Below are 15,464 nucleotides of genomic sequence, written 5' to 3'. Positions count from 1 at the left end.
CCCACCTCTAGGGGGGCTTACTTTTGAGGTAATCAAAATGATTAGTGTATTTGATATCTATAAGATCGGCGTTGGCCCTTCAAGTTCACACACTGTAGGTCCAATGAAGGCGGGTAAAGAGTTTATTGATGATCTCCGCGCAATGGGTAAATTGCGTGACATCACTAAAATCACCGTCGATGTTTATGGTTCATTATCACTGACAGGGAAAGGTCACCACACCGACATCGCCATCATCATGGGCCTTGCTGGTAATACACCAGAGAAGGTGGATATCGAGTCAATTCCAGGTTTCATTGCTCGTGTAGAAGAGACAGAACGTTTGCCAGTTGGCATGCACTGTCATACTGTTTCATTCCCTCGCGAAGGCGGGATGAACTTCCACAAAACAAACCTTGAGTTGCACGAGAACGGCATGCAAATCCACGCGTGGATTGATGACGAAAAAGTGTATTCAAAAACCTATTACTCGATCGGCGGTGGTTTCATCGTGGATGAAGAGAACTTTGGCAAAGACAACAGCAGCTCTATCAAAGTTCCTTACGAGTACACCTCAGCGGAAGAGTTGGTTAATCAATGTAAAGAGCACGGTTTGTCTATCAGCGCACTTGTGATGAAAAACGAACACGCTCTGCACTCAGATGAAGAAACGCGTACTTACTTTGCTAACATCTGGCGCACCATGCGCGAGTGTATGGAACGTGGTATGAACGAAGAAGGCATTCTGCCTGGTCCACTGCGTGTTCCTCGTCGTGCCGCTGCACTTCGCCAATTGCTGCTGACCTCAGAAAAAACCTCGAACGATCCTATGGCCGTGGTTGACTGGGTAAACATGTTCGCTTTTGCGGTAAACGAAGAGAACGCAGCAGGTGGTCGTGTTGTGACTGCACCAACTAACGGCGCATGTGGCATCATTCCTGCGGTACTGGCTTACTACGACAAGTTCATCCAAACAGTGACAGAGAAAGATTACATCCGTTACTTTGCTGCATCGGGTGCGATTGGCGGTCTGTACAAACGTAACGCTTCTATCTCTGGCGCCGAAGTCGGCTGCCAAGGCGAAGTAGGCGTAGCGTGTTCTATGGCAGCAGCTGGCCTTGCTGAGCTTATGGGCGGTAGCCCAGAGCAAGTGTGTATGGCAGCAGAAATCGCTATGGAGCACAACCTTGGCCTAACGTGTGACCCTGTTGCAGGTCAGGTACAGGTTCCATGTATCGAGCGTAATGGTATTGCGGCGGTGAAAGCGATTAACTCAACGCGTATGGCACTTCGTCGCTCTTCTGCACCTCGTGTCTCTTTGGATAAAGTGATTGAGACGATGCTGGAAACGGGCAAAGACATGAACGCGAAATACCGTGAAACATCACAAGGTGGCCTGGCCATTAAAGTGATTTGCTAACTACTCACAGCGCAATGAGTTTCAAGCCTAAGCATCGCTTAGGCTTTTTTGTGCTTTTCTCTACCCATTTATCCAAACCTTCGGTTACCTTTTGTTTGTCGTCGTGAATAAAATTTACGCGAAATAAAACTCACATCTTATCGATATATTTACGAATATAATCAAACACCTAGACGATAGCATTGATTGGAATTTATAATGCCGCCTCGCACTTATCGTTTCGATATTTACTGTCATGATTGCAATAAAACCTACTAAGCTACGAGATTTCGCCAGCTTGATGCAATTGGATGTGCATGAAGAACAAAAAGGATTTTTTAAGCCTTTTGAGCAGGCTTATCAAAAACGCCATAAGTCCGAAGCGTTTTTTACGATTTATTCGGACAGTTCGACGGTTGGTTATTTGGTCATTGATAAAGGGTTTTCTCAGCACGCGCCATTTGCCAAACGCCATGAGCTGGGGTTGAACTACCTGATGATTGATCGTCAATACCAACGTCAAGGTATAGGGACTGAGGCACTGAAAAAGCTGTTTGTGTATGCGTACACCATTAATCCAGAGAGCAATTCTCTCTGCCTGACTGTGCCAAACAGCCACAAAACGGCCAATCAGTTTTTCCTCTCTGCTGGCTTTACCAATACCGATAAAGTCATCTATGGCGAAGTAGAAAAAGAGTGGATTTTACGCCACCCACTGGGATAAACGTTTTAACCCAGCTCAGAAACAACAAAGGCAAGCTTTATGCTTGCCTTTGTTTCAATTTGCTAAGGGAGATTACTCACCTTTGTAGATGCAGCCTGCGGTGCAGGTTTCCTTGATTTCCACTTTGCTCAGTAGCGGCAAATTTGGCTTAAGTTGTTGCCAAATCCATTTTGCCAGTACTTCGCTGGTTGGGTTTTCTAGGCCTTCAATATCATTTAAGTAATAGTGATCTAAGCGGTTATAAATCGGTTTAAACGCCGCTTTGATTTCAGCAAAGTCCACTACCCAGCCCGTATGCGGATCCACTTCACCTTCAACATATAAACGAACTAAGAATGAATGGCCATGTAGGCGACCACATTTATGACCTTCAGGAACATGTGGAAGATGATGGGCAGCTTCAAACATGAACTCTTTATACAATTCGGTTCTCATCACGATACTCAGGCTTTTTCAAAGAGTGGCAATACTAAGGATTAATTATAGGAGTGACAAGCGTTGGCTGTGAATATCGAACAATAATCTGCAGCCAAACGTTTAGCCCTATGGGTTAGACCTAAGTTGCATGTCGGAATAATGACCATTACGTCAATAATACGTTCACAACGTGCTCACATCACATTTACAAAAACCATATTTTGTCTATGGTCACACTGCAGAAATCTCATGATCGCGACACTTTATCCATCAGCTTAAAATATTGAGGTCTATTCCAAAACTCAATTATAAAAACTATGCGCTCAACCATTACGTTCAAATTACTTGTCGCCCTTATCACTGTCTTTACTTTTGTCCTCACGGTATCGACTGCCTATCAATATTATCAACAGAAACAGCTTATTAACTCTGTTTTAAGTGAACAACTGCACGACAAAGCCAGTAACTATTTCGACAGTCTAAATATGATGATGCTCACGGGCACGATGGCACAGAAAGAGACATTGCGACAAAAAGCCCTCGCCCAAGATGGTATTGAGCAAGTCCGTGTATTACGCAGTGAGTTGGTGAGTAAGTTGTATGGTCCAGGTCAAGCGAATCAAGCCCCACAAGATGACATCGATCAGAGAGCGTTAAATGGTGAGTTGGTGATCGAGCCTGTGGAAGCCGATTGGGGCAAAGGTTTGGTCGTCGCTCTGCCAATGAAATCCAGCGAGAATTACCGAGGCACCAACTGTGTGGCCTGTCATATGGCTGCAGAAGGCGAAGTCTTGGGTGCAATTCGTTTGGAATACAACTTAAGCCATGTCAACTCGATGATTAATAAGCAAGCGATGTTTGCCATTGCGATTATGTCTTCCATTGCTTTTGTGGGTTTTTTGATCACCATGACGCTGATCCGCAAGATCATCGTACGCCCTATTCAAGCCACCTCGCACTTTATGACCAAAGTGAGTAAAAGCAAGGATCTCGCCCAACGCGTTACTATCGCTCAAAATGACGAGGTGGGTGTGCTTGCCACATCAATTAACTCCTTTATGGACACGGTCACAGAGAGCCTTAATCAAGTACAATCAACCTCTCACTCGCTCGCTAACTCAGCGACCCGCCTAACGCATGTGGCCCAACGCACCGACTCTGCGGCAAACAACCAACAACAAGAAACCAGCGATGTACAAAACGCCATCGAAGCGATGCAACATCAGCAGCTCGAAGTCGAACAAGCCACCGTCAATGCAACCGAGTTGGTGAATCACACCGTGGAAGTGGCAACCACCAGCTCCAACCAAGCGCACAATGCCAGTGAAGAGATCAAAAATCTCGTCGGTGATATTGATAAAGTGCGAGACCGGATTTCACAGTTGAATGCGCAAACCGACGAAGTCTCATCAATTTTAAGTGTGATTCACGCCATTGCCGATCAAACGAACCTGCTGGCATTGAATGCTGCCATTGAAGCCGCTCGCGCCGGAGAACAAGGCCGAGGCTTTGCCGTGGTTGCCGATGAAGTACGCAGCCTAGCCTCCCGCACTGCCGTCGCCACAGGCGATATCGGCTCGATCATCGCTCAATTCCAACAAGGCAGTTCCGACTCTCTGCGCGCGGCGGCGCAAGTCTCCGAACATGCCCACCAGCGCTCTCTTGAAGTAGAAGCCTTGTCTGACACCATGCGCAAAGTGGTTGAGGAGATGCATCAAGTCCTCTCGCACACCAAGCACATTCAATCGCAAACGCAAGCAACCAGCCAATCCAGCCTTGCGATTCAAGCCAAGATTGGCACCATCACCCAACACGCCGATGACACCTCGCATTCCGCGAGTCATACGCGTGATATCTCCGTCGAGTTAGAACAGCTTTCAGAGCATCTAGAGCAATTAATCAACCAATTCACCCTCAACAACCGTTCGTTTCAGTCGAAATGAAAGAATTTCTTGGCTGGAATGAACATTAAAGGTTGAAGCTGACGAATTGACAGGTAATATGTTCCGATGAATCTGTAAAATTCTATCCAACCCAATGTTTCGCTTAATTTTTGAACGCTTACGTTTTTGGCAAACATTGGGTTGTATGTTTACCTCAATGGAGATTATTTAAAACATGACTTACGCGCCTGTAAAAGACGTATTAAGCGGTAAGCTGGCAGTGGACAGTGAAGTCACTGTACGCGGCTGGATCCGTACACGTCGTGATTCCAAAGCTGGAATCTCTTTCCTTGCCATCTACGACGGCTCTTGTTTCGACCCGATTCAGGCCGTGGTCCCAAATAATCTTAATAATTACAACGACGAAGTACTCAAGCTAACAACGGGTTGCTCTGTTGAAGTAACGGGTAAGATTGTGGCTTCGCCTGCCGCTGGCCAAGCGTTTGAGCTTGCAGCGACTGACGTGAAAGTGGTGGGTTGGGTTGAAGATGCAGATACCTACCCAATGGCGAAAACACGTCACTCTATCGAGTACCTACGCGAAGTGGCTCACCTACGTCCACGTACTAACGTGATCGGTGCAGTTGCACGTGTTCGTCACTCGTTGTCTCAAGCGATCCACCGTTTCTACCACGAGCAAGGCTACTACTGGCTATCGGCTCCACTAATCACAGCCTCTGACTGTGAAGGCGCTGGTGAAATGTTCCGTGTGTCAACATTGGATCTTGCGAACCTACCTCGTACTGAGAGCGGTGACGTTGATTTCAACGAAGATTTCTTCGGTAAAGAGACATTCCTAACCGTTTCTGGTCAGCTAAACGGCGAAGCATACGCGTGTGCATTAAGCAAAATCTACACATTCGGTCCGACTTTCCGTGCTGAAAACTCAAACACCAGCCGCCACCTAGCTGAGTTCTGGATGGTTGAGCCAGAAGTCGCGTTTGCTGATCTGAATGACATCGCGAAATTGGCTGAAGACATGCTGAAATACGTATTCGCCGCCGTACTTGAAGAGCGTCGTGATGATCTCGAGTTCTTTGCTAGCCGCATCGACAAAGATGTCATCAATCGCTTAGAACAGTTCGTGAATTCTGATTTCGCACAAGTGGATTACACAGACGCGATTCAAATCCTGTTGGATTCTGGCCGTGAGTTCGAGTTCCCAGTTGAATGGGGTATCGACATGTCTTCTGAGCACGAGCGTTTCTTGGCAGAAGAGCACTTTAAAGCTCCGGTTATCGTGAAAAACTACCCGAAAGACATCAAAGCGTTCTACATGCGTATGAATGAAGATGGCAAAACGGTTGCGGCGATGGACGTTCTCGCACCGGGCATCGGCGAAATCATCGGTGGTTCACAACGTGAAGAGCGTTTAGACGTGCTGGATGCTCGTATGGTTGAAATGGGCATCGATCCAGAACACATGAACTGGTATCGCGATCTGCGCCGTTACGGCACCGTACCGCACGCTGGTTTCGGTTTAGGCTTCGAGCGTCTTGTTTCTTACGTAACAGGCATGGGCAACGTACGTGACGTGATCCCATTCCCACGTACACCACGTAACGCAAACTTCTAATCTTTTAGAATTGTCGTTGAAATGAAAAAGCCTCCCAAGTCGGAGGCTTTTGTTTTTTAAGGCAATATTACTCTTGTGCATCATTTTCGATATCCGCATTCAAGGCATACCTCACGCCTAGTAAGCACAAGCCAAGCATGAAAAAGGGAATGATTGCCGCAGTGTATTCAGTCCAAAATAGCTGTGAAAAAGATTTCGCTAGTATCAGGTGTGCAAACACCAATAAAAAGGCACTAAAAATAGCGACAATCATCAGTTTAATTTCTTGTTTTGCCGGTTGTTTGCTCCGCTCAGTTGCCATCCATCATCACTCCTTTTGTCAGGGAGTTTTATTGAATCACACCGTCGCTTCTCTCTACAGGCACAGTTGTGTGGAAAAATCCCTAATCAGTTGCGAGACGATTAATCGTCACCGCCAAACATCGGATTGCTTGCACAAGGTCATCACTTTCCGGCAATGAGCAATTGATACGTAAATAATGGTCAAACCGCTTTGTTTGGCTAAATAAACCGCCATAAGCCGATAGCACACCCTGCTGCTTCAGTTGTGTGTACACCAGACGCGCTTGAATAGGTTCAGGCAGTTTAAGCCATAAAAAATAGCCGCCCGTCGGCGATGAAAATTGCACCGTATCAGGCAATTGTCGCCTGAGTTCGTTCATCATCCATTGCTGTCGTTGTTTTAGCGTGCTACGCAACTTGCGCAGATGTTTATCATAGCCATCGTTTTGCAAGTAATACGCAACGCCTTGTTGTATCGGTGCACTGCCCGATAACGTAGAAGTCAGCTGCAACTTTTGGATTGCATGGTTAAAACGCCTTGTCACGACCCAACCAAGCCGATAACCGGGGCACAAGCTTTTCGACAGTGAACCACAATGCAATACGCGATCTTCCCGATCATAGGTTTTAAATGAGCTGGGCTTGTCTTGTGAATAGTAGAGCTCGGAGTAAACATCGTCCTCAATTAAGTAAAGCTGATAACGATGAACGAGCTCGACCACCGCTTGCTTCTTTTGCTCGCTCAATGTCACGCCTGTTGGATTTTGGAAGTTACTCATCAACCAACACGCTTTGACTTCATTGTTAGCAAGCACGTGCTCGAACTGCTCAAGATTCAGGCCATCACGCTCATCAACATCAACTTCAATGACGTTGAGCCCAAGCCGCTGAGCCGCTTGCAGTGCGCCATAAAAACACGGAGATTCGACGACGATGGTATCTCCTGGCTTTGTGACCACTTGCAAACTCAGATTTAGCGCTTCCATTGCGCCCGAGGTCATAACGATATCGTGATGGGTCAAATCCATCCCTTGCTGGATATATCGCTGTGCAATCAAGCGTCTCAATGCTTCATTGCCTGGCGGTAAGTTGTTGAGCAGATCATTCGCAGACATCTTACGCCCCGCACTCGCTAAATTGCGATTGAGGGCTTCTAAGGGGAAAAGATGAACATCGGGGAAAGCCGAACCCAGTTTCACCGCCTGACTCTCACTTTGATCTTTCAGAAAGTCATACAACTCGTCACTAAATGACGGTGGCGCACTCACGGACGGTTCTCGTGGTGCCGTGAGTCGTTGCAAATCAGAGGTGACAAAATAACCCGATTGCGGCTTTGCAATAACCCACCCTTGCGCTTCAAGCAATTGATACGCCTGTAACACGGTACCCGCACTGACACCATGATGCTTGCAAGCCATTCGCACTGAAGGCAGTTTTTCTCCCGCTCTCCAAGTTTTACTTTCGATCTGCTGTCTAAACGACTGTGCCAGTTGGCGATAACGATTCATACATCCCTCATAAAACGAAGCCGAGCAACCATATCACAGTTTGTTGAGCTGAATTTGCGCAATGAGCAATTGTTCAAAGTTAGTTGTCACATTTCTTGCTACAAATTGGCCATTTTTGTCCCATACTGTCAGTGAAATCATGCATCTCTTAGGAGGAACAATGAAAGTTTTTACATTAGACGATCTTTCATATAACGGCGTGCATCAAGGTGTTCATAGCTGGGATCACCCTCAAGGCGACAACCCCTACTACTGGCATCCGGACTGGCTCCATATTGCAGAAGACGCGACAGGAATGTATCCCAAACGCGAATTAGACGTGCCTGCTGGTGAAACCGCCACAGAGCAACACGCCGCTGAAGCGATTGTCAAACATCTCAACGGTGAATAGCTTACTTACCATCGCAATGAGCTTGCCAATCGTTCAAAATGAGAACTAGAACAGATTGTCAAAAAGACGCACGATAGCAACGAGATTCACTTCACGTTATTTTTGCGCGCATCTGTTACATTTACGCAGCTTATAGTGATTATGCGCACAGCTGTCGCAAAACAAGAGATGATAAAAATGAAAAAATACAACTCAGATGACATTCAATACAAAGGCGAAACCAATGGCGTCCATAGCTGGACTGCCCCATCTGGCCAACCTTACTATTGGCATCCAGATTGGTTGCACATTGCGGAAGACGCGACTGGCTCACACCCAAAACAAGAGCTAGACGTAGAAGAGGGTTCTCAGCCAACTGAGAAACACGCGATGAAAGCGATTCTTAAACATATGAACGATTGGGCAGCGAAAAAACTAGCAAACAATCCTGACATCGAAACCAACGCAATCGAATCAGAAATCAACCTGAAGAAATAAACGCTTTCGATACATCACCTAATGAATAAAGCACCGAATGATCGTCGGTGCTTTTTTTATTTTTCGTTGTAAAAATGTATCCTTTATTGCAATGAGAACATAGAATGCTCGGTCTTTTATTTGCAACAAGAATGCTTTTGCTTGCTTGAATATTCCAAGCTGATGCGAGGCACTCTTCTACACTAAAGTGAGAAGAAGGTTCTTTTCTTAGAACAATCAGCGTAATGCTGAAGGTTCAATCAAGCAGAGAATTGGCCAAGTCGCATTTGCTGCGAATGATAATAACAAGGGCTTACACAATGTCTCATTACAACGCGCCATTAACTTTCAAACTCTATGCGCTTGCTGCCATCGTTTTTGGTACTTATGGCGGTCGCGTTTGTCCTATGCTGGCAACGCTGTCACCGCTAGAAGTGCTGGTGCACGTTTCTATTACTTTTCTTGCTGTCTTTGCAGTACGACACTTTTTCTTTGCTCAACACCGATGGATCCGCGAGCAAAAACACGCGCAGCTCGATACCGTGTTGTTTTTTATCGGCAGCTTACCTCTTGCCTACTACTACAACAGCCAATATGACTTCACCATTGATAGCAACTTAAAAGTGCTGTTTGGTATGACGTTGTTTGGCTTTTTTACTGGACTGATCCTGCAACTCAAAGCCAAATTACTTCGCTTTGAGCTTCTTGAGGAAAATACCACCCGCCAAGATACCCTGAGTGGCGAGCGACAATCGATTATCAAACAGCTCATTTTGATGATGACGCTACTTATCATCGCGTTGACCACCATGCTGACCATGGTGGCGGTGAAAGACATTTTTTGGCTGGAGCACAACCCAGAGAGATTACTCGATGGCAGTGGCAAGATCAGCATCATTAAAGAGTTCATCTATTTAGGCGTAGTACTTGGTGGGTATGTCCTAGCCATTCTTCTCTTGTGGTCGAAACTCATGAAAAAGATTTTGTTGCGACAAGAGCATTCCCTACAAGAAGTGACCAATGGTGCAATAGGATGCCGCCTTGCCGTTTTCGAGCATGATGAATTGGGTTCAATGGCGGCGCTCACCAACAAAATGTTGGATAGCTTACAAGCGTCGCAAGATGAGGTAAAAACCACTCGAGATGTGGCCATCGTCAGTCTCGCTGCGCTCGCCGAATCGCGCGACAACGAAACGGGTGCCCACATTATTCGCACGCAGGAATACGTTAAGGCATTGGCAGAGCATTTAGCCCAAGACCCACAACACGTTTCTCTGCTGACGCCAACTTACATCGATTTACTCTATAAATCCGCCCCCCTTCACGATGTAGGAAAAGTCGGTATCCCAGACAGTGTGCTACTCAAGCCTGGCAAATTAACTGACGAAGAATTCGACATCATGAAAGGTCACCCGCAAATTGGCGCTGATGCCCTCTCGATTGCTGAAAAACGCATGGGCTCTAGTTCTTTTTTACGAGTGGCTAAAGAGATATCCCTCTCTCACCATGAAAAATGGGACGGTTCTGGTTATCCCAATCAACTGGCTGGCGAAGCGATTCCATTATCTGGGCGATTAATGGCGCTCGCCGACGTCTACGATGCGCTGATTTCTAAGCGTGTATACAAACCTGCATTTAGTCATGATAAAGCCAAAGAGATCATTCTTGATGGCAAAGGAAAGCATTTTGACCCTCAGGTGGTCGACGCCTTTTTAGCGGTAGAAGCACAGTTTTGTCGTATTGCAGCACAATATCAAGACTCCACAACTCATTAGACCTCTAACATCATGTTAACACCCCAATTTCCTACGCGGTTTTGGGGTGTTTTATTAGCAAAACTCGCAATTCATTAGCACTTCTGTTTCAAATCAAATTTTTTTTAACTTTTCTACTTACAAACTGTTGTGTCTACTATGTGTGAAAGGTATAAATAGACGGTTGCGACGAGTGAGAATCGGACGCACGCGACATTTATCGGTTAGGCTTAATGCTGTTGTGTGAATGCCTGATTATGTTTCATGGTCTCGCTGGGCCCTGAAACATAAACAGACCTACCCCCTTCGATTTAACATGGATGAAGATTATGTTTGAAAAAGTAGTTGCCGCTCCCGCGGACCCGATTCTTGGCCTAACTGAAGAATTCAAAAAAGACCCTCGCGCAGAGAAAATTAACCTTGGCGTGGGTATCTACAAAACAGAACAAGGTGAAACGCCTGTTCTTGCTACGGTAAAGAAAGCGGAAGCAGCGCTTGTTGAAACCGAAAAAACCAAATCTTACCTAACCATCGAAGGAACAGCAGAATACGCATTAGCGGTTCAAAAACTGCTGTTTGGTGCAGATGCTGAGCTAATCAATGCGCAACGTGCAAAAACAGCACAAGCACCTGGCGGTACTGGCGCACTGCGCGTTGCAGGCGAATTCATCAAACGCCAACTTGGCGATGTAAAAATCTGGATCAGCAACCCAACTTGGGCTAACCACCATGGTGTGTTCCGCGCAGCAGGCCTAGAAACGGTTGAGTACGCTTACTATAACCCAGAAACCAAAGACAAAGACTTTGCCGCTATGCTGGCCGACCTTGAAAAAGCTGCCGCTGGTGATGTGGTACTGCTGCACGGATGTTGCCATAACCCAACAGGCATCGACCCAACGGCACAAGAGTGGGAAGCGCTCGCTAAATTGGTTGCCGACAAAGGCCTACTGCCGCTATTTGACTTTGCCTACCAAGGTTTCGCGAAAGGTGTTGAAGAAGATGCACAAGGTCTACGTACCTTCGCTAAATTCAACAAAGAGATCCTTGTAGCAAGCTCATTCTCGAAAAACTTTGGTCTGTACAACGAGCGTGTCGGTGCATTCACATTAGTGGCAGAAAGCCAAGGCGTTGCCGAAACGGCATTCTCACAAGTGAAAGCGATCATTCGCTCTATCTACTCAAACCCACCAGCGCACGGTAGTGCTGTGGTTACATACATTCTCAACGATGAAGCGCTTCGCGCGGAATGGGAAGCGGAAGTGGCTGAGATGCGTGATCGCATCCAAGAGATGCGCGAGCTTTTTGTTGCGACACTGAAAGAAGAAGGCGTTGCTGCTGACTTTAGCTTTATCGAGCGTCAAAACGGCATGTTCTCTTTCTCTGGTTTGAACAAAGATCAGGTAGCTCGTCTAAAAGAAGAGTTTGCGATCTACATCGTCGGTTCGGGTCGCATCAGCGTTGCGGGCATGACCAAATCCAACATGGGTCCGCTTTGCAAAGCCATCGCTGCGGTACTGTAATTCGCAAGATGATGATAAAAAGGCCGTTCAAACGGCCTTTTTTGTTTGTGAACGCTTACGCTAATAGACCCACTTAAGGGAAATGCCCGCTTCATTGATGTAGTTTTTGCCTGCATCCCGATACTTGTAAAAGGCGCTACAGCCGAATCGCTTGCCCCACTGATAAGCAACCGATAACTTGGCATTATCTTCATCGACCCAATCTGTCCGTGTAAACTCGCCTTCGACCTGAACACTGAGTTTATCCGTCGCGAAATAATAAAAACCCACTTTGCCGCCCGTTAACATGCCCTTTTCCGAGTTAAGTTTGGTATCGGTCTTATTTTGTCGCTCCTCTTCGCGAAAGCCGCCCAAGCCATAAAAAGCATAAATATCAAGCTGTTCATGCAGAGCATAACGATATCCTGCTGAGATCAGCGCCCGATCCAACCTGATGGTGTAACTCTCTGGATGAAAAAATTGTGCCGAGTAATTGATGCTTACCAGCACATTTGAAGAGTAACGATGCAGACCTTCCACTTCAAAAAAAGAGGCGTTTGAACCTTCGAGCCAATCTTGATTCGTGGTTCCAGAACCAACCCACAATGCCACACTCTTATAGGCCGCATCAATTGGGGATGGGGCTTCCATCTTTTCAGCTAAACACGGCATTGAAACGAGCAATGGCAACAAAAAACAACTGCGTCTTAGCATGAGACCTCTTCCTGTGGCGTTTATCCTAAGATAAGGGTAGACGAAAACTGGAGTGAAATACGCGAAGTGGCTCATTTTCCGATAAATTTCGTCTCTCGCATTTAGCTCAAAGCACAATTGCGTTACCATGGTGCGCTTACGCGAACAACGGGTCACCATAGGCTCAAAACCCAAAAGGTTTGATTATGGAAGCAGAACTAAGCGATATTCTTCACTTTCTTTCCCTTCACTCGCCCTTCAGCGAACTGCCTCATGAAACATTGGAGCACGTCGCCCATCACATCGAGATTGGCTACTACCGCAGCCAAACCCCCATCATTAACGCGGGTGACGAGATCCACGAACTGTTTCTAGTCAGAAGCGGTATAGTGGAAGTGTATCGAAGAAATGGTGAACTCTATAACCGACTCGATGAAGGGGCGCTGTTTGGACAAATGGGTCTGCTGACCAACAACCGCGTGCGCTTCCCCGTAACGGCAATCAAAGATTGCTTGGTGTACACCATTCCTGAAGCGATATTTCAGCAGTTGTATGAACAGCACGATTGCTTTGCTGACTTTGTGGAAGTGGAACAAACCACACGGCTTCGCCAAGCAGTGAAAGGGGTAAATGAGGCCAATGATCTTACTACCTCCAAAGTGCGCACCCTGCTCACTCGGACCGCCCAAACCATTCACGCCCGTGCCACCATTCAAACCGCTGCGCAAAGAATGGCCGATGAACAAGTCTCTTCGCTTTTGGTGTTGCAAACACCCGATGAAGAAAACCAAGATCCTATCGCAGGCATTGTGACTGACCGAGATTTGTGCACTCGTGTTTTGGCTCAAGGTAAATCCCCCAACGAGCCCGTGGCATCAGTCATGACACCACAGGTGATTCGATTGGATCACAATGCCTACGTCTATGAAGCGATGTTGACCATGCTACGCCACAATGTCCACCACTTACCGATTGTGCAAGGTACGACACTGCTGGGCGTTATTGAAGCGACTGACATTGTCCGTTATGAATCGCAAAACTCTTTGCTGCTCGTCAGCCGGATATTTCAACAGCAAAGCTTTGATGAGTTGGCACAACTCGCTCAAGAGGTCAAAGCCAGCTTTGTTCGCTTGGTCAACGAGGATGCCAACTCTCACATGGTCGGCAGTGCGATGTCGGTAATTGGCCGCAGTTTTAAGCAGCGCATTATCGAACTCGCCGAAGAAGAACTGGGCCCCCCTCCCATCCGGTACTGTTTTTTGGCGTTGGGTTCGATGGGACGGGACGAGCAACTGCTGGTGACCGATCAAGATAACGCGATTATTTTGGATAACAGCTATCAAGAAAGCGTGCACGGCCCATACTTTGAACAACTGGCTCATATCGTCTGCGATGCGCTCAATGAATGCGGTTATCAATATTGCACCGGCGATATTATGGCCACCAACCCGATCTGGCGTATGACCAAGGCGCAATGGCGAGATTGCTTTGCCGATTGGATTGACGCCCCTAATCCTAAAGCGCTGCTCAACGCGTCGATTTTCTTTGATCTTGATGGTGTGTCCGGCCAAGTCGCATGGGCAGACCAACTGACCGAATTTGTCGTCAAACGTGCCAAAGGCAATCCACGCTTTCTGGCTTGTTTAGCCAGAAACGCCTTGAATCGCACACCGCCGTTGGGATTTTTCAAAGATTTTGTGATGGAAAAAGACGGTCGACATAACAACTCGATCAACTTAAAACGTCGAGGTACCGCACCTTTGGCCGATTTGATTCGTGTGCACGCGCTCGCCGTTGGTTCAACGGCGAAAAACTCCTTTGAACGTCTTGATGACATTATCGAGTCAGGGATCTTGCCAACTGGCCGAGCACAAAATCTTAAAGATGCCTTGGAGTTTATCTCCATGGTTCGGATCCGCCATCAAGCTATTGATGTGGCAAATGACAATGAACCCGACAACAACATTGAGCCTGAAAATCTGTCCGACTTTGAACGCCGAACGTTAAAAGATGCGTTTCAGATTTTGAGTAACGCGCAGAATTTCCTGAAGTTTCGTTACCAAGCCTCCAGCCATTTTAAGTAGCTTATGATCTCTTTACTCAAACCCACCAAGCTTGAATGGCAGCACAAATTCCTGCAAAAGCAGCAGCGAGTTGCCGATGCGCGCTTGCGCCGATTTTATCAATCACCGCCCGTCTCGGGCGAGACAGTGATACGCTCAACACCACTGGTGGCCTTAGACTTTGAAACCACCGGCTTAAATCCCAATCAACACGATATTCTTTCCATTGGGCTGGTACCCTTTGATTTACACCGAATACGGCTGCAACAAGCACGCTATTGGACAGTCAAACCGGAAAACCAGTTGCATGAAGAGTCCGTCGTCATTCATGGTATTACGCACAGCAAAGTTCAGCGCGCGCCTGACTTAATCGACGTATTGGATGAAGTGCTTGATTGCCTTGCGGGTAAAGTGGTGGTGGTCCACTACCAACATATTGAGCGACCATTTTTTGATAGCGCGTTACGTAAGCGAATCAATGAAGGCATTGAATTTCCCCTGATCGACACCATGGAAATTGAAAGCCAGTGGGCAAAACAGCAATTTGGTGGCTGGCTGAATCGACTCAAAGGGAAATCGCTTCCTTCAGTCCGTTTAGCCCAAAGTCGTCGTCGCTATGGCCTACCCGATTATTCCGCGCACCATGCACTCACCGATGCCATTGCCACCGCCGAGCTATTCCAGGCACAGATCGCCCATCATTTTTCCTTGCAAACGCCTGTTTCGGAGCTGTGGCGATAGCCAAGGCAAAAACCAAGAACAGCGATTGCCAAGAGCGTA

14 protein-coding genes are annotated in these 15,464 nt (G+C 47.0%); 10 read left to right on the top strand and 4 right to left on the bottom strand.

Going from position 1 to position 15,464, the window contains the following annotated elements:
* Positions 1 to 37: 37 nt before the first annotated feature.
* Together FC652_RS01970 and FC652_RS01965 are read left to right on the top strand one after the other, a co-directional pair.
* A complete protein-coding gene (locus tag FC652_RS01970; RefSeq protein ID WP_103185759.1) occupies positions 38 to 1,399 on the top strand; it encodes an L-serine ammonia-lyase in 1,362 nt (453 codons plus the stop codon).
* 235 nt (positions 1,400 to 1,634) lie between these two features.
* Positions 1,635 to 2,102, top strand: a complete 468-nt coding sequence (locus FC652_RS01965; protein WP_045618877.1) for a GNAT family N-acetyltransferase — start codon at positions 1,635 to 1,637, stop codon at positions 2,100 to 2,102.
* Positions 2,103 to 2,174: 72 nt separating this feature from the next.
* Here FC652_RS01965 and queD read toward each other — a convergent pair whose 3' ends face one another.
* The gene (queD, locus tag FC652_RS01960) at positions 2,175 to 2,537 is read right to left on the bottom strand and encodes a 6-carboxytetrahydropterin synthase QueD (protein ID WP_026050647.1); all 363 of its coding nucleotides are present in this window, start codon (positions 2,535 to 2,537) and stop codon (positions 2,175 to 2,177) included.
* A 299-nt stretch (positions 2,538 to 2,836) separates the two neighbouring features.
* Here queD and FC652_RS01955 point away from each other — a divergent pair, with 299 nt between their 5' ends.
* Both FC652_RS01955 and asnS read left to right on the top strand, forming a co-directional pair.
* The gene (locus FC652_RS01955; protein WP_045618878.1) at positions 2,837 to 4,462 is read left to right on the top strand and encodes a methyl-accepting chemotaxis protein; all 1,626 of its coding nucleotides are present in this window, start codon (positions 2,837 to 2,839) and stop codon (positions 4,460 to 4,462) included.
* A gap of 175 nt (positions 4,463 to 4,637) precedes the next feature.
* Positions 4,638 to 6,038, top strand: coding sequence for an asparagine--tRNA ligase (gene asnS, locus FC652_RS01950; RefSeq protein ID WP_039554080.1), 1,401 nt, complete (start codon positions 4,638 to 4,640; stop codon positions 6,036 to 6,038).
* Positions 6,039 to 6,105: 67 nt separating this feature from the next.
* Here the strand turns inward: asnS and FC652_RS01945 are convergent, their stop codons facing one another.
* Both FC652_RS01945 and FC652_RS01940 read right to left on the bottom strand, forming a co-directional pair.
* Complete coding sequence (locus tag FC652_RS01945) at positions 6,106 to 6,339, bottom strand: hypothetical protein (RefSeq protein WP_011080124.1); 234 nt, start codon at positions 6,337 to 6,339, stop codon at positions 6,106 to 6,108.
* Between the two features lie 82 nt (positions 6,340 to 6,421).
* A complete protein-coding gene (locus tag FC652_RS01940) occupies positions 6,422 to 7,828 on the bottom strand; it encodes a PLP-dependent aminotransferase family protein (RefSeq protein WP_045618879.1) in 1,407 nt (468 codons plus the stop codon).
* 219 nt (positions 7,829 to 8,047) lie between these two features.
* On the opposite strand from FC652_RS01940, the gene mprA reads away from it, so the two are divergent.
* The 4 genes from mprA (at position 8,048) to FC652_RS01920 (ending at position 11,949) form a co-directional block, all read left to right on the top strand.
* A complete protein-coding gene (gene mprA / locus FC652_RS20805; RefSeq protein WP_108653969.1) occupies positions 8,048 to 8,161 on the top strand; it encodes an MprA protease, GlyGly-CTERM protein-sorting domain-containing form in 114 nt (37 codons plus the stop codon).
* A gap of 235 nt (positions 8,162 to 8,396) precedes the next feature.
* Positions 8,397 to 8,696 (top strand): hypothetical protein, encoded by a 300-nt coding sequence (locus tag FC652_RS01930; protein ID WP_026050646.1) that lies wholly within the window; start codon positions 8,397 to 8,399, stop codon positions 8,694 to 8,696.
* 299 nt (positions 8,697 to 8,995) lie between these two features.
* Positions 8,996 to 10,450: an HD-GYP domain-containing protein gene (locus FC652_RS01925; protein WP_237286925.1), complete on the top strand. Its 1,455-nt coding sequence runs from the start codon at positions 8,996 to 8,998 to the stop codon at positions 10,448 to 10,450.
* 308 nt (positions 10,451 to 10,758) lie between these two features.
* Positions 10,759 to 11,949 (top strand): amino acid aminotransferase, encoded by a 1,191-nt coding sequence (locus tag FC652_RS01920; protein WP_176297289.1) that lies wholly within the window; start codon positions 10,759 to 10,761, stop codon positions 11,947 to 11,949.
* 60 nt (positions 11,950 to 12,009) lie between these two features.
* On the opposite strand, the gene FC652_RS01915 is transcribed toward FC652_RS01920, so the two are convergent.
* Positions 12,010 to 12,642 (bottom strand): outer membrane beta-barrel protein, encoded by a 633-nt coding sequence (locus FC652_RS01915; protein WP_176297288.1) that lies wholly within the window; start codon positions 12,640 to 12,642, stop codon positions 12,010 to 12,012.
* Positions 12,643 to 12,827: 185 nt separating this feature from the next.
* Here FC652_RS01915 and FC652_RS01910 point away from each other — a divergent pair, with 185 nt between their 5' ends.
* The gene (locus FC652_RS01910; protein ID WP_176297287.1) at positions 12,828 to 14,705 is read left to right on the top strand and encodes a DUF294 nucleotidyltransferase-like domain-containing protein; all 1,878 of its coding nucleotides are present in this window, start codon (positions 12,828 to 12,830) and stop codon (positions 14,703 to 14,705) included.
* Positions 14,706 to 14,708: 3 nt separating this feature from the next.
* Positions 14,709 to 15,425, top strand: a complete 717-nt coding sequence (locus FC652_RS01905) for a 3'-5' exonuclease (RefSeq protein ID WP_176297286.1) — start codon at positions 14,709 to 14,711, stop codon at positions 15,423 to 15,425.
* Positions 15,426 to 15,464 lie beyond the last annotated feature (39 nt).

The organism is Vibrio sp. 05-20-BW147 (assembly GCF_013369385.1).
Lineage (GTDB): Bacteria > Pseudomonadota > Gammaproteobacteria > Enterobacterales > Vibrionaceae > Vibrio > Vibrio floridensis.
This window is presented reverse-complemented; position numbering and strand designations above follow the sequence as displayed.